Source organism: Streptomyces sp. NPDC104831 (assembly GCF_055583025.1).
In genome coordinates this window covers 86166-107492 of record NZ_JBVJOT010000028.1, presented here as the reverse complement: position 1 = coordinate 107492, position 21327 = coordinate 86166, and the positions used below count along the sequence as shown (strand labels likewise).

Here is a 21327-nt window from a genome sequence, read left to right as displayed (position 1 = left end):
TGGGCGGTTCAGGCGCCGGGTGCCTGAGGGGCGGGGATGCCGTACGTCTGCGGCTCACGGCCGACCGAGACGGGCCACGCCGCGGCGATGCCGTCGGCGCTCCAGCCGCCGTCCCGGTAGGCGGTGGCGACCTCCTGCGGGTGCGACCACAGGGACAGCTTGTCGCCGCCGATGCCGATGCACTGGCCGGTCACCGAGGCCGCGGCGTCGGAGGCGAGGTAGACCACGAGGGCGGCGACGTCCTCCGGGGTGCCGAAGCCCTCGGCCTTGCGCAGCCGGTCCGGCAGCGGCTCGCCGCGCTCCTCCCACGCCTCGATGTACGGGGCGAAGGCGGGGATGGTGCGGGTCATGCCGGTGGCGGCGACCGGGACCAGGGCGTTGGCGGTGATGCCGGCCCGGGCCAGTTCCATGGCCCAGGTGCGGGTCATCGCGGCGATTCCGGCCTTGGCGGCGGCGTAGTTCGTCTGACCGAAGTTGCCGCGCTGCCCCGCCGGGGAGCACGCCGTGATGACGCGGCCGCCCTCGCCCTGTTCGCGCATCCGCACGGCGGCGGCCCGTACGCAGGTGAAGGTGCCGCGCAGGTGGACGCGGACCACGTCGTCGAAGTCGTCGTCGGACATCTTCCACAGCACCCGGTCGCGCAGGATGCCGGCGTTGGTGACCATGACGTCCAGCCGGCCGAAGGCGTCCACGGCCCGGGCCACCAGCGCCTCGGCGACCTCGCTGGTCCCCACCGGGCCCACCTCGGCCACGGCCCGGCCGCCGGCCGCGGTGATCTCCTCGACCGCGTGCCCGGCGGCCTCGGCCTCCACGTCGTTGACGACCACCGCCGCGCCGGCGCGGGCCAGGGCGGAGGCGTAGGCGAATCCGAGGCCGCGTCCGCCGCCGGTGACGACGGCGACCTTGTTCGAAAGATCCATGTGCGCAGTCCTTGCCTTGCGGGGGTGCCGACCCGGCCGACGTTAGGCGCATTGATTACCGCCGTCAATGGTGTGCCGAATATTATCGCCGCCCCCTACACTGAGCCGCGTGACCGGGACACAGACCAAGCCCTCGACGGGCCAGGAGGAAGGGGCCGCGGCGTCCGCGCGGCCGCAGACGCTGATGCTGAGCTTCCTGGGCCTGTACGTCCTGGAGCACGGCAGCGCGGTCTACTCGGGCAGCGTCATCGACGTGTTCGCGCGCGTCGGGGTCTCGGAGGACGCGGTGCGCTCCACACTGACCCGGATGGTCAAACGCGACCTGCTGGCCCGTCACCGCCGCGGTCGCAAGATGTACTTCGGACTCACCGCCCGCTCCACCGAGGTGCTGCGCGACGGTCACGACCGCGTCTGGGGCGCGGGTGCCGTCAACCGCGACTGGGACGGCACCTGGACCCTGGTCGGCTTCTCGCTGCCCGAGGCCTGGCGCAGCCAGCGGCACGACCTGCGCTCGCGTCTGGTGTGGGCCGGCTTCGGCCCGCTGCAGAACGGCCTGTGGATCGCGCCCGGCCACCCGGACGTCCCCGCCGTCGTCGCCGGGCTCGGCCTGGAGGACCACCTCAACGTGCTGCGCGGACACGCGGCCGAACCGACCGAGGCCGCCCAACTGCTGCACCGGGCCTTCGACACGGCCGGCATCGCCGGGCGCTACCACGCCTTCCTCGACCAGTGGGACCGCCCGGACCCCCTGCCGTCCGCCCCGGACGACCTGGCCCGGCAGCTCCTGCTGCACACCGACTGGCTGCAGGTCGTCCGGTCCGATCCGCGCCTGCCCGCGGACCACCTTCCCGCGGACTGGCCCGCCATCCGCGCCGAGCACGTCTTCCGCACCCTGTCCGCCCGGTACGACGCCCCGGCCAAGCAGCTGGCCGACGCGGTGCTGGACACCATCCCTGCGGAACCGGCGGCCGGGCAGGACTGAGCGGGGCGGGGCCACGCCACTGCGCGCCCCGGACCGCCGCGCCGACGCCACCCCCGGTCCGCCGCGCCGACGTCGCCCACGGGCCACCGCGCCGGCGCGGCCACGGGGCTGCCGGACGGCCGGGCCACAAACGTTCGTCACTTCATTGACCGTCGTCTGCAATCGGCCCTATATTCGGCGCACGCCGCCGGCACGAGGCTCCGCGGACCCCTTCCGCCACGCCGTCCGCCTGCCCATCGGCGGCTCCTGGACACCAGCACCGCCGGCACAGCCCGCCGAACAGCACCCCCGAGACGCCCTCCGGCGGACGTTCGCCCGCCCGCCCCTCGTACGCCTTCCCGTACAGACACGCCGCCTCCGTTCGCACAGACCTTCCGCACAGACACGCCCCATCCGCCGTACAGCCCCATCCGCCGTACAGAGATGAGCCCGCACATGCCGAAGTTCGCGCTCGGCGCGGCCGCGCTGGCCGCCGCACTCGCCCTCGCCACAGCGGTCCCCGCCGCCGCGCGGAGCGACATCCCGCCGGCCACCGCACCGGCCACCGCCACCACGCGCCACCTGAGCGGGCGCCTCCCGGACGGCGCGACCTGGATCGCCGACCTGCCCGCCCGCTGGAACGGCACCCTGCTGCTGTTCAGCCACGGCTACGGTCCCACCGTCGCCCAGGACGCGCCCTCCCCCGCCGCCGGCCAGGCCCTCCTGGCCGAGGGCTACGCGCTGGCCGGCTCCTCCTACGACCCGAACGGCCCCTGGTGGGCGCTGGAGAGCGCAGAACGCGACCAGCTCGCCACCCGGGAGGCGTTCGCCGCCGCCGCGGGCCGCCCCGCCCGCACCCTGTCCGTCGGGCAGTCCATGGGCGGCCTGGTCAACGCCCGACTCGCGCGGGACGCGGACGGCGGCATCGACGGTGCCCTCGGGCTGTGCGGCCTGGTCGCCGGCGGCGTCGACCTGGACAACTACCAGCTGGACGCCGAGTACACCATCGCCTCCCTGCTCGCCCCGGACGAGCACCTGGAGCTGGTGGACTTCGCCAGCCAGGACGCGGCCGCCGCGACCGCGGCCCGGCTCACCGCCGCCGTGGAGCGTGCCCAGGCCACACCCGCGGGCCGGGCGCGGATCGCGCTCGCCGCCGCGTACCTCAACCTGCCCGACTGGGCCCCGGGACAGAACCCGCCCGCGCCCGGTGACGCCGAGGGGCAGGAGGCCCAGCAGTACGCCTGGTTCGCCCAGGGCGTGCTGTCGTTCATCGGGCCCGCGCGCTACTCCGTCGAGCAGTCGGCGGGCGGCAACACCTCCTGGAACGCGGGCGTGGACTACGCCGGCCTGCTGCGCGCCTCCGAACACGCCGACACGGTCCGGGAGCTGTACCGGACGGCGGGACTGGACCTGCGCGCCGACCTCACCGCCCTGACCCGCGGCGCCCGGGTGCACGCCGACCCGCAGGCGGTGCGCCGCCTTCAGCGCACCTCCACCGCCGGGCAGGGCCTGGCCGTGCCGCTGCTGAACCTGCACACCACCTCCGACCAGTTGGTCCCCGTGCAGCAGGAGAACGCGTTCGCCGCCCGAGTACGGGCCGCCGGTGACGGCGCCCTGCTGCGCCAGGCGTACGTCGCCCGCCAGGGCCACTGCAACTTCACCGCGGCCGAGATCGTCGCGGGCGTGCACGCTCTGGAGCACCGGGTGGTCTCGGGCCGCTGGGACGGCGGCACCGCGCCGCAGGCCCTGCAACGTGCCGCGCAGGCGCTCGACCTCGACGGAGCGGCGTTCGTCCGCTACCGGCCCACGCGCCTCGTCGTCGGCCGCTGACACACCTGCGCCTTTCCCTCCCCTCCCCTCCCCTCCACCCTCCGCCGCCGGCCTCCCACCCATGGACCCGCCATGCCGCTGACCGACCCCCTCTCCTCCTCGCGACCCGCCGGCCCGGCGCCGGGCCGGCTGCCGCTCGGCACCCTCGTCGCCGGCTGTCTCGCGGTCTGCCTCGCCCAGATCGCCCTCGCCGTACCCGCCACCCTCAACGGCCTCTTCCAGGAGGACCTGCACCCGATCGGCTCCCAACTGACCTGGATATCCGACGCGTTCCTGCTGCCGGTGACCGTGCTGGAACTCACCTTCGGCGTCCTGGGCGACCTGTTCGGACGCAAGCGGCTGCTCGTGGGCGGCTCCGTCCTGGTCGTCGTGGGGGAGGCCGTCTCCGCCGTGAGCGACGGCGTCCACCTGCTGTGGGTCGGGCAGGTGGTCTCCGGCCTCGGGGCGGCGGCGCTCTTCCCGACCTCGCTCGCCATGATCGCGGCGGGCACGCACAGCCACCGGGACCGGGCGCGCGGCATCACCGTGTGGGCGGCCGCCCTGTCCACCGGCGGGTTCGTCGCCCCCGTCATCGGCGGTGTCACGGGCAGTCACGACTCCTGGCGGGCGGCGTTCGTGGTGGTCGTCGTGATCGCCGCGGCCAGCACCGTGGTCAGCCTGCTGGGCGCCGGGGACTCGCGGGCGCCCGAGGGCCGCTCGCTGGACCTCGGAGGGCAGCTCACCGTCGGGATCGGCCTGTTCGCGCTGTTGTACGCGGTCATCCAGGGGCCCGCGGACGGCTGGGGCTCGACCCCGGTGGTCGTCGCGTTCGTGGTCGCCGCGGTGTTCGTCGTGCTCTTCGTCGTCGCCGAGCGGCGCGCCCGTTCCCCGCTGCTGCGGCTGGACCTGTTCGCCAACCGGGCCTTCGCGGTCGCCTCGGTCGTCGCGGTCGTCGGCATGTTCAGCTTCCTCGGCACCGCCTACGCCACCAGCATCCGGCTGGGGCCCGTGCAGCACCAGAGCCCCCTGCGCACCTCCGTGGCCTTCCTGCTGCTCAACGGTCTGACCCTGGTGCTGGCGCCGCTGACCTCCCGGCTGCTGGAACGGGTCAGCGGGCGCTGGATCCTCACCGCGGGCCTCGCGCTGATGGCCGCGGGCGACTTCCTCGCCGCGACCCTGCCGGTGACGGACCGGGCGCTGACCTCCCTGGTACTGCCCCTGGGACTGGTCGGTGCCGGGTTCGCGCTGACCGTCTCCTCGATCACCGCGACCGCCGTGAACACGGTCCCGCTGCACTACGCCGGCATGGCGAGCGCCTCCACCAGCCTGCTGCGCGACTTCGGGTTCACCCTGGGCCCGGCGGTCATCGGCGCCGTGGCCCTCAGCCGCGCGGGCTCGCTGTTCAGCTCCGACCTGCACCACTCCTCGCTGAGTCCGCAGGTGAAGGCGGCCGCCGCCGAGGTCGCCGCGGAAGGCGGCCCGCTGGCCGTCAACTCCGTCCCGGCCACCACCCCACCGGGCGGTGCCGTGCCGCTCGCGCTGCGAGCGCTCGGCCACGGGTACGCGCTGGGCTTCACGATCTGCGGCGCGGCGGCGCTGGTCTCCTGCCTGCTGGCCCTGGCGGCCCTGCGCCGTACGGACACCCCGCGGCACACCGGCACGGCCGCGCCCACGGTCCCCGAGACGGCGACGCCCGCGTGAGCCGCGCCCGCCGGTCGGGGATGCCGCGACCGGCGGACGCCGCGGCGTTCGCGCCGTCGCCTTCACCGGCACGAGCGCGACCGGCGCCCGGGACGGTCCGTGCCGGGCACCGCTTCCCCCGGCCCCTGCCCGGGCCGGTGGACGATGCGCGCGCCCGGCATGACGACTCCCTCGGCGTGGGGTCCGGCCCACGCGGTCGCCTTCCGCTGTTCCGCGGCACGGTGCCGGCGCCGGCCGGGCGCGTGTCATGATCACTCAGCGGTCCCGCACCTGTGGCGCTCACCCGGTGGTGCCGGGCCGTGGCGCGACAGCGCGACCAACGGAAGGGACCCGGCATGCGCAGACTCGTCCACTACATCGCCACCACTCTCGACGGCTTCATCGCGGGCCCGGACGGCGAGGACCCCACCGGCCCCAACGGCTTCTGGCCCATACCGGAGGACTACCTACGGCACCTCGTGGCCGAGTACCCGGAGACGCTCCCCGTCCAGGCCCGGCAGGCACTGTCCGTCACGGCGGAGGGCACGCACTTCGACACCGTGCTGGAGGGACGGCGCAGCTACGAGATCGGGCTGGCGGCCGGCCTCACCGACGCCTACCCCCACCTGCGTCACCTGGTGTTCTCCCGAACCCTGACCGCGAGCCCGGACCCCGCCGTCGAACTGGTCGCCGACGACCCGGTGGCGACCGTACGCGAACTCAAACAGCAGGACGGCAAGGACATCTGGCTCCTGGGCGGTGCCGAACTCGCGGGCTCCCTGTACACGGAGATCGACACGCTCGTCCTCAAGGTCGCCGCCCTGACCATCGGCAACGGGATCCCCCTGTTCTCCCGCAAGGCCGCCTTCGACCCGCGCGCCTGGACGCTCGCGGACCACACCGTCCTCGGGAGCGGCGCGGTGTTCCTCACCTACACCCGCACGGGCACCTGACCACAGCCGGATCGTGCCGGCCGCCCGCTGTCCCGTGCCCCGGCGTCCGCGGTGGTGTCAGGCGGCCGCCGTGCCGGGCGCGGGGCCGGCGGGCAGGCCGTCCGGTCCGGTGAGGACGGAGGTCTCCATCAGCCGCTCGGCGTACAGCCAGGCCGCGGACGCCACCCACCGGTCCCGCACCAGGAATGTTTGGAAGGCCACGAGCAGCGCCTCCATCACCACGAGCACCACGAGCAGCGGGGTGCCGGGCCGCCCCAGGGCGCCGGGGGCGGCGAAGGCCCAGGCCAGTACCGCGAGCAACGCCGCCACCGCGATCGCGAGGGCGTACGGGCGCAGCCCGAGCGTGTTGCGCCGGAAGCCGTACTCGCAGTTCTGTTCCTGGAGGAGTTCGGCGCCGGGCAGCCCGCGCGCCCGCACTCTCAGCGCCAGTGCCGCCGCGTCGTAGATCTCGTCCGCCCGCCGCGGATCCGCCAGTTCCTCCTCTTCGGTGGGCAGCGGGAGGGACGTGCCGACGATGTCCTGGATCCGGGCCCGCAGGAAACCCAGCCGCTGCCGGTCGGTGGGGCCGCGCCAGCGCAACAGCTGCACGGTCGGTTTCCCGCCCCAGGACCGGAAGAGACGGGCCTCGATGCGCTTGCCCCTGCTGCGGCCCAACTGGTCGGCGAGCATCGGCAGACCGCTCAGCAGGACCAGCGACCACAGCCACCGGCCCCGGGGCAGGGACGGCGCTCCCGCGGCGAAGGGCAGCGCCAGCGGCAGCAACATGATCAGGACCGGCCTGAGGCGGGCTCGTCGGCTGTACTTGTCGAACAGGACGAACAGCGTTCCGTGCCCCATGGCCACCCCCCCCCGGAGTGTGCGCGCCGACCCGAGGGTGCTCACGCGTCACCCGTCGGCAGGAATACCCGCCCCGGGCGCCGGTCATGCGCCCGGGGACCGTGTCCCGGCTCGGACACGGCCCGCTCCGCGGCCGATCGCGCCCGCCGGTCCAGGGGCCGTACGGAAGCCGGGGGCCGGAGGTCACGCGGACGGGGCCCGCCTCACCCGCCCCTCGTCCACCAGCACCGTGATGCCCTCCGCGCCCGGTTCCGGGTGGACGGCGTCGAAGCCGAGTTCGGCCGCGAGGGACGCGTCGGCGTAGCGTTCGGTGCTCGGCACCCGGTGGTTGAACCAGAAGGTGGGCCGTGTTCCCGATTCGATCAGGCGGGCCATGGCGCGCAGGCTGGGGTGCGTTCCCTCCCCGTACCGGTAGCGCGCCTCCTGGGACCGGGGGGACAGGGTCCGGCCTCCGTGGGTCGAGATCAGCCAGTGGCGGCAGTCGAGGGCGTCGAGGAGCGCGGCGCTGATGTTGTGGGCGCTGCCGTGGTGCGGGACCTTGCACAGGTCGACCCGGTAGGGGCGGCCCGCGCCGAGCCGGCCCAGCGACACGGCCAGTGTCTCCGCGTGGGCGTCGGCGCCGAACAGCACCCGGGCGCCCGTGGTGTCCTCGGCGCAGAAGGCGATGCTCGACCCGTTGGGGGGTTGGGTGTCACGTTCGTAGCCGGCGTCGTCGGCCAGTTCCCGCCAGGGGATCCCCACGGGACCCTCGTCGTCGAGCGGGTCGAAGCCGGGCGGGTCGTCCGGGTCCCCGAGCAGATCGGGCTGGGCCGGCGCGGGCTCCTCGGGCGCCGGTCCCGGCCAGGCGGCGCCCAGCTTCCTCAGTCCCTCCTCGTTGGGCGAGAGCAGGGTGAGCCGGAGACCGGGGAGGTGGAAGACAGGCGGTGTGCCCTCGTCCGGCACCGCCACGGCCCGGCCGCCTGCGAGGCTGTTCCAGGCGACCCCCCGCGCGTTCAGCAGTGCGGCGAGCCGGTCGCCCTGCCGCGGCCCGAGGAGGTCGGCGGGGACGATGTGGTCACGGCAGTTGAACCACACCTCGTCGGCGGTGAAGCCCTCGGGAGGCCGGGAGAAGAGATCGAGCAGACCGCCGATGTGGTCCGTGTCGATGTGCGTGCACACGACCAGGTCGAACCGGCGGTCGTCGGCCGGCAGGCGGCCGAGCCGGTCGGCGAGTCCCCCGGGCAGGCGCGCGCGGCGTCCGCTGCCGCCGTCGATCAGCATGCGGTGGGGACGCCCGGCGTGCGTCCACTCGACCCACAGGCAGTCCCCTTCCGCCGCGGGCAGCGCCTCCACCCGGATCACCCGCGCGTCCTCTCGCCCTCGGTGCCGGCCGCGCCGGTCGCGCGGACCTCCCAGTCCGTGTCCCCGTAGCCCACGAGGGCCAGGGCGCACGCCTCGCCCTTGAGCAGGCAGGCGCGCCGGGCGCGGGTGAGCGCCTCCCCCAGCGGCAGTCCGGCGCCGGATTCGCCCGCCATGCGTCCGATCTCCGCCATCAGCTCGACCGCCACCGGCACGATGTGCCGGGCGAGGACGGGCGCGAGGGTGCCGACCACTCCGGGCGCACCGGCTTCCAGCATCCGCAGCTGAGCCCCGAGCAGCGGCGTACGGTGGTCGGCGGTCCGGCACCCGAGGAGCAGGACCAGGGGATTCGGTTCGGCGGGACCGGTGAGCAGCGGGTCGAGGGTCTCGTGCAGGGAGAGCCGGTCGTCCTCGCCCAGCACGAGGCAGACCGTCCCGCGCGCGGGACCGTCCGGAACCCGCTCGCTGTGGACGACGAGGAGGAGCACACCCGGTGGTTCCCCGCCGTCCCGCAGGCGTTGCGTGCGGTGGGCCAGTTCGCGCCAGGTCGCCACGGGGGCGGAGTCGGCGCCGAGCAGGCGGACGGCGGTGGACCAGGCGCGCTCCGTGTTGCGGTCGGCCCGGTCACAGGCGGCTGTCAGCAGGGACGTGCCGACTTCGATCGTTCCGCGCCGGGCGGCCGGGCCGACGGCGAGGGCGAAGTCCTTGGCGAGCCCGGCGGACTCGTCGGCGTGCACGTACCGTTCGATCACCTTGCTCGCCCCCCAGAACCCGAAGGGGCACACGACGCTGTCGTCGCCGTGTCCGGGGCAGCGCGCCGCGCAGTCCCGGGGACCGGAGAGGGCCGGGGCGTCGGCGCAGAGGCGACCGGGACGGCCGAGCGGCCCGCCCACCCGCAGCGGCTTGTCGTAGACGAGTTCCAGCGGGAGGAGGTCGCCCGGCCGGGCGGCGAGGACCGAGACGCTGTCGGCACGCCGCAGTGCCTCGGTGCTCCGCCGGGGCACCAGTCCGATCCGCTCGCCGAACAGGCCGCGGAAGAGGGCCTGACCGCTCTGGGCGAGGCTGATCAGCAGTTCCTCGTAGGCCGCGCTGTGGTATCCGCCGTACTTGTCGGGGTGGTCGGCCGGGTCGCGCAGGGCCGCCGTCAGCGCGCTGACCGTGGTGGCGAGGTCGGCCGGGGCCCTGATCTCGACGGCATCCGGTATCACGGTGGTGAGCAGGGGTTCCCCCGCGGCGCCGGTGCCGAGGGTGAGGGCGGCGTCGTGCGGTGCCCGGGCGGCGAGGTCGTCGGTGTCGGCGCGGACCACGGCGTCGAGCTCGAAGACGGGCGCGTTCCCCGAACCCACCGTGCCGCTGAGTACACCGCTCTGGAGCGGGCGCTGGCGGTGGAAGACGGTGACCCGCACCTGGAAGGGGCTGCCGGCCGCGCCGGAGGTCACCGTGAACACGGCTTCCCCGGAGCGTCCGGTGGGCGGCAGGTCCACGTCCTGGAACTGGCCCGCCGGGGGCGGCGGCGAGCCGTGCAGTGGTACGACCGTGATCCGGAGCCGATGGATCCGGTCCGGTACGAACGAGGCCGTGGGCAGTGGCTCCTGGGCCGCCGCCGCCCTGCCGGGCCGTCCGACCCACACCGTGAGCCGGTAGTCCGTGCCGGGGCGCAGGACCGTCGGCCGGGTCGGCGCCCCCGCCGCCCCCGCCGCCTCCGCCGCCTCCGCGAGCGCGGTGCGCACCACGCGGTGCGGCTGCCGGTACCGGTCGTGCCCGACCTCGCGCAGCAGACGGGACCACCGCCGCAGGCCGGCTTCGGCGTCGGCCGTCTCCGGGCGGGTCCCCGGGTCGGGTAGGGAACGCGCCCAGCCGGTGCCGGGGTCGCCCGGCGGACCGATGCCGGTCCGGGCGATCGCCGCGCTCAGCCGGGTCGTGTCCAGCAGCCGTGGGTCGGCCCGCAGCGCCGCACGGGGGGCGCCCACCGCGGCGGCCGCCCAGTCCAGCGCGAGGTCCAGGGGCGCGTCGTGCGCCATGGCGGAGAGCACGGCCACCAGCCACTCGACGACGTCGCCCCCCGGGTCCGCGAGGGCCGCGCTCGTGGTGCCGTGGCGGGCCGCGATACGGGCGAGCAGCGTCTCGGTGCCGGCGGGCCTCCGGCCCGGCTCCAGCAGGGCGATCACCACGGCTCCCGTCGCCCCCGTCACGGAGCGGACGGGCGGGTGGGAGGGGGCGTCCGCCCGGCACAGCACGAGGCCCGCACGGGCCCATCGGCCCTCCGGCGCGGTCTCGACGACGCACTCCCGCCACAGCGCGCTGCGCGCGGCCAGACGCCGCGCGAGATCCGTGCGTTCCTCCGGGGTGCCGTCCGGGAGCAGGGCGACGGGCAGCGGCCAGGTCCAGCCCGGGCACGAGGCCGGGGTGGGCGGGGCGGCGGAGCTCACGGCGGCCACGTGGCGTCCGGTCCGCAGCAGGGCGGCGAGGTCGTGGCACGCGCCCGGTGCCGCCGCCACCGACAGCCGCACCCCCTCGGTGCCGGCGCAGGCCTCGGCCCACTCGTCGGCGAGCCGGTCCGCCGACGCCGGGTCACGCTCGAAGAGAGCGGTCGGATCCGTCCACGGGACGAGCACGGCGTGCCCGCCGGTCCGTCCCGCGCGGAGCCGGCCGAGCAGGGCGCCGGGACCGGGCGCCTGTCGCCCGGGCTCCGCCGCGGCGGCGACGACACCCCCTGCCACGAGGGTGTCCAGGACCCTGCGGTCGTCGGCACCCTCGCCGAGTATCCGGCTCACGGCGCGCAGTGATGCGTACGAGTTCACGCTGTCCTCTCGGGCGAGGTTCCGCGACACGACGGCCGCTCGCCTCCACTATGCCAAGTAAGTCCGGGCCGTCGGGAGTTGTGGCACGCTTGCCCGGACGATCGGGCAAGGGGCGGGGGCGAGCCGTGACGACGGACGAGTCGGCTGGGGATCTGACGCTGACGGTGGACGGCTTCCGCGACGACGCGGACGGACCGTCCTGGCGCTGGGTGCTGACCGGCCCCGGAGGCACGTTCGAAGCGGACGCCGAGGTCCGGCTGCGGCGCGAGGAATGGCAGTACGACGCCTTCGAGGATCTCTACGGCTACCTCGCCTGGCGTGTCGACCCGGAACGGCGGACGGAACGCGAGGCCGCCGTGGTGCGCGAGGTGGGCGAGTGGATCGGCGTCCGCGTGCTCGGGGAGGTGGGTGTCCGGCTGGCCCGGTTCGCCGAGGACGCGTCGGGGTGCACGGTGCGCGTGGTCCTGCCGCCGGAGGCCCGGGCCCTCGCCGCGCGCCCGTTGGAGGCGGCCGTGATCGACGGTGTCCCGTTGCGGCGCAACGGGGTGGTCTTCGTCCACGACGTGCCCGGGCCGGGAGGAGGCGCGCGCAGACCGTCGAAGCGCCCGGTCGGGGCGACCCTGCGGATCCTCGCGCTGTTCAGCGTCCCCGACGCCACGACCGCGCTCGACCTGCGGCGCGAGCGCCACGAACTGGCCCGGATCGTGCAGACGGTGAGTACCGTGCACGGTCGCGCCGTCGAGCTGCGGGTGCTCCAGTACGGCGTCACCCGCGAGCGGCTGCGCGAGATCGCGGAGGAGGGACCGGGGTGGGACGTCGTCCACGTCTCCGCGCACGGCGGCCGTGCCGTGCTGACGCTGGAGCACGAGGACGGCAGCCCCGACGAGGTGCCCCACCACGTGCTGGTGGACCTGCTCTCCCCGCTGCGCCGCCAGGTCAAGCTGATCACCGCGTCGTCCTGCTCGTCCGCCGACGACCGGGCGCGCGAGTCCTTCGACGCATCCGGTCTCGGGCCCGCGCTGCGCCGCCGCGGCACCCCCGCCGACCCGGCCGCCCCGCTGTCCGACCTCGCGTCCTCGCTCGCCGGACGGCTGGACTGCGCGGTGGTCGGCATGCGCTTCCCGGTCGTCGACGACTTCGCCATCGCGTTCGGCGGGAAGCTGTACGAGGCACTCCTCGTCCGTGACCAGCCGCTGGCGACCGCGTTGGCCAGGGCGCTGGCCGCATGCGTGCCCGACCGGCCGACCGCCTCCTTCCCCGCCCTGTCCGAGGTGACGCCGGCCCTCTTCGGGAGCAGCGCGACGGGCCTGCGCCTCAGCGCGCCCCGCGGCGGCCCCCTCGTCTACGACGCGGAGAAGCTGAAGCTGGCGGGCTTCCCGGAGGCACCGCGGCGCTTCGTGGGCCGGGTGGCGCTGATGAGCCGGGCCAACGCCGCGCTGGCACCGCGCAGCGGGGTGTCCGGGATCGTCCTGCACGGCATGGCGGGGGCCGGGAAGACCACCGCCGCCGTGGAACTGGCGTACACCCAGGAGGACAACTTCCAGGCACTGGTGTGGTTGCGTGTCGCAGGCGCCGAACCGGCCGGTGGCATCCCGGCCGCGCCCAGCGCCCACGTGGCCGACAGCGCGCTGACCGATCTGGCGGTCGCCCTGGAGCAGAAGCTGCGGGGCCTGTCCATGACTCCGGCCCTCACCGACCGCGAGGAGTTGCGGCGGCTGCTGCCCCTGCTCACGGAGTTCTTCGAACGGCAGCGGGTGCTGCTGGTCATCGACAACGCGGAAGCCCTCCTGACGAGCGGCGGGGCCTGGCGGGACGAGCGCTGGGAGGCCGTGTTCACGGCACTCACCTCGCACACGGGGCTGTCGCGGACCGTACTGACCAGCCGTGTCCGTCCGGCGTCCACGCCCGCCCCGGTCTCGGTCGCCCCCGTGCACGCGCTCACCCGGCGCGAGGCCGTTCTGCTGGCGCGCGAACTCCCGCGGCTGGGGCGGCTGCTCGAGGGCACGGCGCCCGACGTCCCGGCCGAGCGGGGGCGCCAGGTCGTCTCGGAGATCCTCACCGCGACCGACGGCCACCCCGAACTGCTGGTCCTCGCCGACGCGCAGGCCACGGACCTCGATCGGCTCGCTCCCCTGCTGGACACCGCGCGACGCACCCGTCAGGCGGCGCGCTCGGCGGACGGTGACGGCACCGAGGACACGGCAAAGGCCACGGCGGCCGAGGAGTACGCCCTCCTCCTGGACTCCTGGACGCGGGGCATCGCCGGCGAACTCGGTCCGGCCGAGAAGACGTTGTTCCAGGTACTGAGCGTGCTGGAGGAAGCCGACCGGAGCCGGGAGATCGTGACCAGGGTGTGGGACGCGCTGGACCGCAGCGGGCCCGCCGGGCCGGACGCGGCCCCGGTGTCCGGGCTGGTGCGCAGCGGACTGGCGGCGGCCCGTACCGGTGCCGACGGAGAGCCGCGCTGGGACCTGCATCCCAGCGTGGCCGGCACCGGCCGGACCACCGTGGACCCCTTTCTCGTCCGCCGGGTCGAGGGCATCTGCGCGGATCACTGGTGCGCCGTGCTGGACGAGGCACTCGCCCACGAGGACACCGGCCGCACCGGCACGGACGTGCTGCGCGCGGCCCGCTCCGCGTGTCCGTACCTGCTGCGGCTGGGCGACTGGGAGCGCCTGGTCGACGTCGTGAGCCAGGTGCTGGCCCGTGATCTGACACGCCCCACCGCGCTGGCCCTGCTGCCGTTCGTGGAGGAGGCGGTCGCGTACGCCGGGGACGCCGACCGCGACGCGCGCGTCGCCCGCACGCGCGCCAGGGTGCTGCTGCGGGTGGACCCCGCGGCCGGCGAACTGCGGCTGACCGAGCTGTTCGACGACGCCGTACGCCGCGGGGACCACGAGCGGGCCGCCAACCTGGCCAGTGACCTGCGGGCCCGGCACCGCAACGTGGGCCGGCTCGCCGAGGCGCTGCTGTGGGCGGAACGTGCCGTGGAGCACATCGCGCGGACGGACCGCGGGCCCTGGACGCGGCTCGGCATCGAGGCGGCGCACGCCCAGATCCTGGCCCTCATGGAGCGCTTCGACGAGGCGCTGGAGCGAAGCCGGGCCCTGCTGGCCCGCTCCGGCCCGCTGCCCCGGCAGCCGGACGCCTCCGAAGGGCTGGAGCCGTGGACGGTGGAGGAGATGCTGCTCGACGTGGGCCGGCTGGCCGCCCGCGGCCTCGGCAGGCTCCGGGAGGCGCTCGACTTCAACCACCGCATCGCGGCCTGCGAGACACGGCGCGACGCACCGGTCCTCGAACGCACCCACACCCTGTACAACACCGGGGAACTCCTGCTGTCCCTGGGCGAGCTCGACCAGGCCGCCGAGGTGTTCCGGCAGTGCCGGACGGAGTACGAGCGGCAGTTGTTCGCCCCGGGGCTGGCATGGACGTTCACCGCGTTCGCGCGGGTGGAGCACCGGCGCGGCCACGGCTCGACCGCCCTCGGACTCGCCCGGGACGCGCTGCGCTACGCCTACCGCGCGGACCTGGCGGCGGACATCGTCGTGGCGCACCGTGACATGGGGCTACTGCTGCGGGCGCACGAGGACGACCCGCGGGCCGCTGCCGCCCACCTGCTGGCCGCGGAGCTGATCGAGGCCGCCGGAGGGCCGCCCGGCGACGACGGTGCGGATCCCGGCGGCCCGGAGGGGGGCGACGGTCCCGGAGGGGACGACCCTGCCGGACGGGACGACGGTTGGTCCGCTCCCGGCAGTGTGGACGAGGTGGCCGAGTCGGTGGGCCGGGTTCCGGGAGTGGACCTGCGCCGTGTCCTGGGCGCGATCACCGGCACGGACGAGCCGTCCGCCCTGGACCCCCTGCTCGCGCGGGTACGGGCGGCGGCCCGGTCCCGCTGAGCCGCTCCCGGTACCGGACGGGCCGTCGCCTCAGTCGTCGCGCGCACCGGTCCAGGCCGCGACGACCGCGCCCCACGCCGCCCGCACCGCCTCGGGACGGGCCACACGGGTGAGGGCGCCGGCCAGCCGCATGCCGGGCTCGGCGTCCACGACCCCGCACAGTTCCTCGACCGTGCCGGGCGGTGACGCGGGCACCGGTACGAGCCGGTGGACCAATGCCGTGGCGGCCTCAAGGTCCACCCCGTCGACGAGCGCGCCCAGCAGCACCGACGTCAGACCGTGGGTGAGTATCCGCCGGTGGTCCTCGGCCGTCCCCGTCGTCGCGGAGGCGAGGAAGACCGCCAGGTTGTGGTGGGCCACCCGCAGGGTGTGGACGTGGGCGTCGCCCGCGCCGTACAGACCGCGCAGCGCCTCGTCCATGAGCGCGGCGGCGGTGTCGTGGTGTCCGCGCGCGGCCTCCACGTCGGCCAGCGCACCGGTGGTCAGCGCCAGCTGCGCCCAGTCCTGCTCGCGGGCGAACAGGGCGCGGCAGGTGACGAGGACGTCGCGCGCCTCGTCCACCCTGCCCAGGCGTTGCAGTGGCCCGTACCGGTTGAAGAGGGTCGACGCGGTGTCCGCGGCGGGGGCGTGCCGGGCCCGCTGGGCGGCGAGCACCTCGTCGATCAGGGTCAGTTCCAGTTCCCAGGCGCCCATGGCGTCGGCAGCGGCGCACCCGATTCCCAGCACCGCCTCCCGTACGTTCCAGGGGTCCACGTTCTCCGGCAGGCCGCCGCGGGCCGGCAGGGAGTCCATCCGGTCCAGGAGTCGCCGGACCTCGCCGAGGACCGCCTCGGGCGGGTCCCCGCGCTGGAGGATCTGGAGTCGTTTCGCTTCGTCGCCGAGCGCCGACCAGGGGCCCAGGCCGGCCTGCCGCGTGTAGCCGGGCTTGCGGTCGAGGAGGGCGAGGGCGCCTTCCCGGTCCCCGTGCCGGAAGCAGAGCCAGGCGAGGTCGCCCGTGAGCCCGGTCGCCGCGAGGTGGTCCTCGCGGGCGAGGGCGTCTTCCAGCAGCCGTTCCAGGTGGTCCCGGGCTGCCTCCGGGTCGTCGCGTTCCAGTACGCGGACGAGGATCCGGTTGGCGGCCGTTTCGTCGTCGCCGCCCTCGGCGCGGCGGGCGATGTCCCGCAGCGCGGGGAGCAACGCGGCGGCCGTCCTGGGCGACGGGTCGCGGAACAGGACGCGTTCGAGCAGCAGGGCGGCCCGGCTCCAGTGGTCCCGGCGCAGCAGGTACGGCAGGGCGGCCCGGGCCGTCTCCAGGACCCGGCCGGATCCGGCTTGGTGTTCGGTCGCCAGGCTCTCCCGCGCGCGCTCGGTCCAGTACTCGGCGAGGTGCCGGTCCACGGTCTCGCGCAGGTGCCCGGCGCTCCGCCGGCCGGCCTCGGCGACTTCGGGGTGCACGACCAGGGCGGTGACCTCTCCCCCGGCGTCCCGGTCGGCGGTGACGAGACCGCTCTCGGCCAGTTCGGACCAGTCCCCCCACCACCTGTGCCCGGCTTCGGGACCCCCGGTCCGCGGCGTGGGGAGCAGCGGCCCGATCTCCTCCAGCAGCGCGGGTCTGCGGTCCGCCGGCTCCAGACAGCACAGGACGTGGAAGAAGCACCGGGCGGTCCCGGGCAGTGCGGCGGCCACGCCCGTGGCCCACACGGTCAGGATGGTCGTATAGGCGGCGGCGTCCGCGCGGGTGGCGACGCCGATGTCGAGGTAGCTCCGCGGGGCGATGCCCAGTTCCTCCCAGGAGCGGTCCACTTCGGCGAGGCGCTCGGCGAGCCGCTCCGGGTCGGACAGCTCGCCCTCGGCCAGCTCGACGAGGGTGGGGTGACCCTGCGCCGAGGTGAGGACGCCCACCGCGAGGGTCTGGCACCGGCTGGGGGGCAGTCCGTCCAGGTCGCCGTCCAGCAGTGCCCTGAGCTGTGGCATCTCCCGAGCGAGCAGGACGCTCTCGCGCAGCGACAGGGCCTCGACCTGGTACACGGACACGGCGTGGCCGAGGGATCGGGGCGCGTGCCGCCCGGTCATGATCAGCCGGGACAGCCCGCGGTGCCGGGTCAGGGCGTCGACCACCAGTCCCCATCTCGCGTCGCGCCACCGGCCCGACGGGGCGAGCAGGGACTCGACGTTGTCGAGGACGACCAGCACCCGCTGTTCCTTGCAGAACTGGGTGAACTCCGGCAGGAACGCCGACAGCTCGTCCGGCCGGTCGAGGAGTTCGACGAAGCGCAGATCGGTGATCCGGTGGTGCAGGGCGCGGGCGAAGTCGGCCAGGGAGCTGGTGATGTCGGGCGCGGTTCCGTCGCTCCCCTCGGGGGCCCGGTACCAGACGAGCGTCTGGAAGTTGTCCTCCTGGCCGTAGCAGAGTTCGAGGGCGCACGCGGTCTTGCCCACGCCCGCCATGCCCTGGAGGAAGATGCCGGACACACCGCTGTCCGGTGCCAGACAGCGGTTCGCCGCGGACATCAGGGCACCCCGTCCGACGAACCGTGCGGGCTGGTCGGGAAAGCCCGCCAGCTTGAGCGCGTTCCGGTCGAAGATCAGGGCGGGGCCCTTCGGCGGTTCGAGCAGGAGTTCCACGGCCGTGCCGCCGAACAGCGCGGGGGAACTGGCGGACAGGGGCGGGCTGGCCTCGGTGGCCGGCGTGTCGACCACTCGGGGCAGGGCGAGCGCCACCGCACGTCCGAGGGGATTCGCCTGTTCCACCATCAGCTTGAAGACCGCGCCGTTCAGGCGGGTCACGAAGTCGTCGGTGACCGTGTGGCGCATGCCGAGGACCGCGCAGTCGAGGCGTTCGGCGAGGATCTCGGCGAGGACACCCACGTGCGGGGCGGCGGCAGGCGGCCGCGCGGTCCGTGGCCGGGCGGCCCGCGGCGGGTCGGCCGACCGGTGGGCGGCACCGATCCCGAGTGCGTCCAGCCGTTCGTCGGTCAGGCTGTCCGCCGACGAACACGCCGCCGCGAGCACGAATTTGACCCGCCGGCGCAGTGGGGCCAGCAGCTCCACCAGGGCGTCGCCACTGATCGGGTCACGGCTGCCGTCGGTGTTCTCCAGGACGAAGGCGCCGTCCCCGCCGTGGCCGGACAGCACGAGGACGTCCCAGCCGCGTCCGTGCTCGGCGGACGTTGCCAGTCGCTCACGGGTCACGCCGTACTGGAGGACGGTCAGTTCGATGGCGGTGTCGCTCGTCTTGGCCACGGTGTCGAGCAGGCGGGCGAGTTGCAGGCGTTCCCGTCTGAGGTTCAGCGCGGAGGTGTCGTCGGGCAGGCTGAACAGGGCCAGCACCCGCAGGGCGTGCCGGATCGCATCTTTCCCTCTCCGAGTCGGTGTGAGGGGCGCCGCCGCGAGGTCCCGGACGAGGGCCACGCGGTGCAGCGGCAGTGCCCGGCCGTCGACGACCGCCGCCTCCCAGGGCAGTTGCGCGACGAAGCGGGCCTCGTGGGGGACCTTCACGCGCACCACGCAAGGGCCGTCGGCCGCCAGGATGTCGCCGATCCCCTGGAGCGCGCACCGGGTGATCCACCGGCCCAGCTCGTCGAGGAGTTCGCTCTCGTGCTCCAGCCGCCGGCTCGGGTCCGCCCTCCAGCGCAGGTACGCCTGCGGATCCCGAAAGGCGTCGAACTGCCAGGCGGAGCCGTCGAGCCGGACGTCGGCCTCGTGGATCACGAGGCCGCCGGCCTCCAGGACCCAGCGCCAACTCGCCTCCGTCACCCTGCCCGTGGCGGGTTCCGTCACCGCGTGGAAACGGGTCACCTCCAGGCGGAAGTCCGCCGGTTCGGAATCCACGGTGCCGCCCCCTGTGCGTCGTAGCCTCTGCGACAGGATCGTAAGGGGCGTGCGCGCCCGTTCCGCACGACTCCGCGCGGCCTTCGAGAGGTGTCTCGCCCGTGGCGGCTTCTACGCCTGCACCGGTCCCGTCTTCTCCGGGGCCTTCCGTGACATGGCCGGGGAGACGACGAACAGGGCCTGCACGGCGGAACGGACCTGGCGGTCGACGACCTCGGCGCTGGAGGCGTCGAGCTTGCCGTCCAGGTGCAGGAACGCCAGGCCGTGGACCAGGGCCCACACGGTCGTCGACAGCGCGTCCGCGTCGGCCTCGGGGAAGGCGGCGCGCACGATCCCGCGGACGTACTGGGAGATGGCCTCGGTCGCCTCGACCCGCTCCTCGCTGGTGGGATCGCACGGCTCGGCGAACATCACCCGGAACAGCGCCGGGTGCTCCAGCGCGAAGCGCACGTAGGCGACGGCGACGGTCGCGAGCTCGTCCGGGGCCGCCGGCGAGGGGTGCGCCGCGACCAGGTACGCGGCCAGCTCGCGGTACCCCTCGGCGGCGACGGCGGAGACCAGCGCGTCGCGGTCCGCGTAGTGGCGGTAGGGAGCCGTCGGCGAAACTCCCGCTCGCCGCGCCACCGCCCGCAGGGACAGTCCCGCGCTGCCGTCCTCCTCCAGCAGCTCCCGCGCCGCACGCAGGCAGGCGGCGGGCAGATCACCGTGATGGTACGAGCCGCTTGCCTGTGCCATGGAACACACTCCCCAAAGTTTACGCTGCTTACATCATGCGTCTAATGTAAACGACGCATACATCGTATGTGATCGACATGTGGAAGGAGAACCCGGATGACCAGCGAGCTGTTCTCGCCGTTGTCCCTGCGCTCCGGGCAGGTACTGCGCAACCGGATCGCCAAGGCGGCCATGGAGGAGAACATGGCCGGCGCCGGCCAGCTGCCGGACCAGGAGCTCTTCGGGCTGTACCGGCACTGGGCCGCCGGCGGCACCGGACTGCTGATCACCGGCAACGTCATGGTCCACGCCGAGGCGCTGACCGGGCCCGCCGGCGTCGTGCTCGACGAACGCTCCCCTCTGGAGCCGTTCACCGAGTGGGCCAGGGCCGGCAAAGCCGGCGACGGGGCGATCTGGATGCAGATCAACCACCCTGGCCGCCAGGTCGGGGCCGAGATGCCCGGCGTCGTGTGGGGCCCCTCCGATGTCGGCGTGAACCTCGGCAGGCACAGCGGCCGCTTCGGCCGCCCCGTCGCCATGACACCCGGACAGATCCAGGCCACCGTGACCCGGTACGCGGTCACGGCCCGGCGGGCCGAAGAGGCCGGCTTCGACGGCGTCGAGATCCACGCCGCCCACGGTTACCTGCTGTCGCAGTTCCTCTCCCCGCTCGTCAACCGGCGCACCGACCGGTGGGGCGGGTCGCTGGAGAACCGGGCCCGGATGCTGCTCGACGTCGTCCGCGCCGTCCGGGCCGCCGTCTCGCCGTCCTTCGCGGTCGCGGTGAAGCTCAACTCCGCCGACTTCCAGCGCGGCGGGTTCGATGCCGACGACGCCCGGCAGGTGATCGAGATGCTCGCACCGCTCGGCGTCGACCTCGTCGAGCTGTCCGGCGGCAGCTACGAGAGCCCGGCGATGACCGGCCGCCGCACCGACTCGCGCACGCAAGCACGTGAGGCGTACTTCCTGGATCTGGCCAAGGAGCTGGTCGAGGGCAGCCCGCTGCCACTGATGCTGACCGGTGGCATCAGCCGCCGCGAGACCGCGGAGCGGGTCCTCGCGAACGGCGTGGCGGTCGTCGGGATGGGCACCGCCCTCGCCGTGACGCCGGACCTGCCCGACCGCTGGCGTCAGGGGCGGGAAGCCGACCGCGGGATGCGGGCCGTGACCTGGTCCGACAAGGCGCTCGCCTCCCTCGCCGGCATGGCGCAGGTCCGCCACCAGATGCGCCGCATGGCACGTGGCGGCAAGCCCCGCCCCGGCACGCACCCGGCCATCGCCCTGATAGCCGAGAGGAGGAGGCAGCGCACGGCCCTGCGCCGCTACCGCGCCTGGCTGTCCGCCCGGGGTGCCGCGTAGGCGCGTCACCGCGTCGGCGCCTTTGCATCCGCCGGGGCGCCGTACGCCGGGCCCGTCGTCCGTGGCGGAAGGGCGCCGTGCGGCACGGGGCCACCGGCGCCGTGCGGCACGGGGCCGCCGGTCCATTCGGCGACCGGGGGTGGGGGGGGGGGGGGGAGGGGGAGGGGGGGGGGGGGGCGGGGGGGGGGGGGGGCGGGGGGGGGGGGGGGGGGGGGGGGAGGGGGGGGGGGGAGGCTGCTTCTCTTTACG

The 21327-nt window shown here is 74.9% G+C and carries 12 protein-coding genes; 6 read left to right on the top strand and 6 right to left on the bottom strand.

Annotated features, from left to right (window positions below; all coding sequences use genetic code 11):
• Nucleotides 1-8 precede the first annotated feature (8 nt).
• The gene (locus tag ACZ63H_RS20500) at nt 9-920 is read right to left on the bottom strand and encodes an SDR family NAD(P)-dependent oxidoreductase (protein WP_469866953.1); all 912 of its coding nucleotides are present in this window, start codon (nt 918-920) and stop codon (nt 9-11) included.
• Between the two features lie 109 nt (nt 921-1029).
• Between ACZ63H_RS20500 and ACZ63H_RS20495 the strand changes: the two genes are divergently transcribed.
• The 4 genes from ACZ63H_RS20495 to ACZ63H_RS20480 all read left to right on the top strand — a co-directional run bounded on the left by ACZ63H_RS20495 (nt 1030) and on the right by ACZ63H_RS20480 (nt 6323).
• Nucleotides 1030-1902, top strand: a complete 873-nt coding sequence (locus ACZ63H_RS20495; protein WP_469866951.1) for a PaaX family transcriptional regulator — start codon at nt 1030-1032, stop codon at nt 1900-1902.
• Nucleotides 1903-2337: 435 nt separating this feature from the next.
• On the top strand, nt 2338-3711 hold the full coding sequence (locus ACZ63H_RS20490; protein WP_469866949.1) for an alpha/beta hydrolase: 1374 nt from the start codon (nt 2338-2340) through the stop codon (nt 3709-3711).
• 72 nt (nt 3712-3783) lie between these two features.
• Entirely contained in the window at nt 3784-5391 is a 1608-nt protein-coding gene (locus ACZ63H_RS20485) for an MFS transporter (RefSeq protein ID WP_469866947.1), read from the top strand.
• A gap of 335 nt (nt 5392-5726) precedes the next feature.
• A complete protein-coding gene (locus ACZ63H_RS20480; protein WP_469866946.1) occupies nt 5727-6323 on the top strand; it encodes a dihydrofolate reductase family protein in 597 nt (198 codons plus the stop codon).
• Between the two features lie 57 nt (nt 6324-6380).
• Here ACZ63H_RS20480 and ACZ63H_RS20475 read toward each other — a convergent pair whose 3' ends face one another.
• The 3 genes from ACZ63H_RS20475 to ACZ63H_RS20465 all read right to left on the bottom strand — a co-directional run bounded on the left by ACZ63H_RS20475 (nt 6381) and on the right by ACZ63H_RS20465 (nt 11299).
• On the bottom strand, nt 6381-7160 hold the full coding sequence (locus ACZ63H_RS20475) for a hypothetical protein (protein ID WP_469866944.1): 780 nt from the start codon (nt 7158-7160) through the stop codon (nt 6381-6383).
• A gap of 183 nt (nt 7161-7343) precedes the next feature.
• Entirely contained in the window at nt 7344-8501 is a 1158-nt protein-coding gene (locus ACZ63H_RS20470) for a ComEC/Rec2 family competence protein (RefSeq protein ID WP_469866942.1), read from the bottom strand.
• On the bottom strand, nt 8498-11299 hold the full coding sequence (locus ACZ63H_RS20465; protein ID WP_469866940.1) for a hypothetical protein: 2802 nt from the start codon (nt 11297-11299) through the stop codon (nt 8498-8500). The genes ACZ63H_RS20470 and ACZ63H_RS20465 overlap by 4 nt, the downstream gene beginning before the upstream one ends.
• Before the next feature lie 125 nt (nt 11300-11424).
• Here ACZ63H_RS20465 and ACZ63H_RS20460 point away from each other — a divergent pair, with 125 nt between their 5' ends.
• Nucleotides 11425-15195 carry a CHAT domain-containing protein gene (locus ACZ63H_RS20460; protein ID WP_469866938.1) on the top strand — a complete coding sequence of 1257 codons (3771 nt, stop codon included), beginning with the start codon at nt 11425-11427 and terminating at the stop codon, nt 15193-15195.
• Between the two features lie 30 nt (nt 15196-15225).
• Here ACZ63H_RS20460 and ACZ63H_RS20455 read toward each other — a convergent pair whose 3' ends face one another.
• The gene (locus ACZ63H_RS20455; protein ID WP_469866936.1) at nt 15226-19005 is read right to left on the bottom strand and encodes a hypothetical protein; all 3780 of its coding nucleotides are present in this window, start codon (nt 19003-19005) and stop codon (nt 15226-15228) included.
• 111 nt (nt 19006-19116) lie between these two features.
• Complete coding sequence (locus tag ACZ63H_RS20450; protein WP_469866934.1) at nt 19117-19740, bottom strand: TetR/AcrR family transcriptional regulator; 624 nt, start codon at nt 19738-19740, stop codon at nt 19117-19119.
• 96 nt (nt 19741-19836) lie between these two features.
• On the opposite strand from ACZ63H_RS20450, the gene ACZ63H_RS20445 reads away from it, so the two are divergent.
• Nucleotides 19837-21078 (top strand): NADH:flavin oxidoreductase/NADH oxidase family protein, encoded by a 1242-nt coding sequence (locus ACZ63H_RS20445; RefSeq protein ID WP_469866932.1) that lies wholly within the window; start codon nt 19837-19839, stop codon nt 21076-21078.
• Nucleotides 21079-21327 lie beyond the last annotated feature (249 nt).

Excerpts from the sequence above, each read along its gene's own strand:
- ACZ63H_RS20500 (WP_469866953.1), bottom strand. The coding sequence starts at position 920 with ATGGATCTTTCGAACAAGGTCGCCGTCGTCACCGGCGGCGGACGCGGC.
- ACZ63H_RS20490 (WP_469866949.1), top strand. The coding sequence starts at position 2,338 with ATGCCGAAGTTCGCGCTCGGCGCGGCCGCGCTGGCCGCCGCACTCGCC.
- ACZ63H_RS20485 (WP_469866947.1), top strand. The coding sequence starts at position 3,784 with ATGCCGCTGACCGACCCCCTCTCCTCCTCGCGACCCGCCGGCCCGGCG.
- ACZ63H_RS20480 (WP_469866946.1), top strand. The coding sequence starts at position 5,727 with ATGCGCAGACTCGTCCACTACATCGCCACCACTCTCGACGGCTTCATC.
- ACZ63H_RS20475 (WP_469866944.1), bottom strand. The coding sequence starts at position 7,160 with ATGGGGCACGGAACGCTGTTCGTCCTGTTCGACAAGTACAGCCGACGA.
- ACZ63H_RS20450 (WP_469866934.1), bottom strand. The coding sequence starts at position 19,740 with ATGGCACAGGCAAGCGGCTCGTACCATCACGGTGATCTGCCCGCCGCC.
- ACZ63H_RS20445 (WP_469866932.1), top strand. The coding sequence starts at position 19,837 with ATGACCAGCGAGCTGTTCTCGCCGTTGTCCCTGCGCTCCGGGCAGGTA.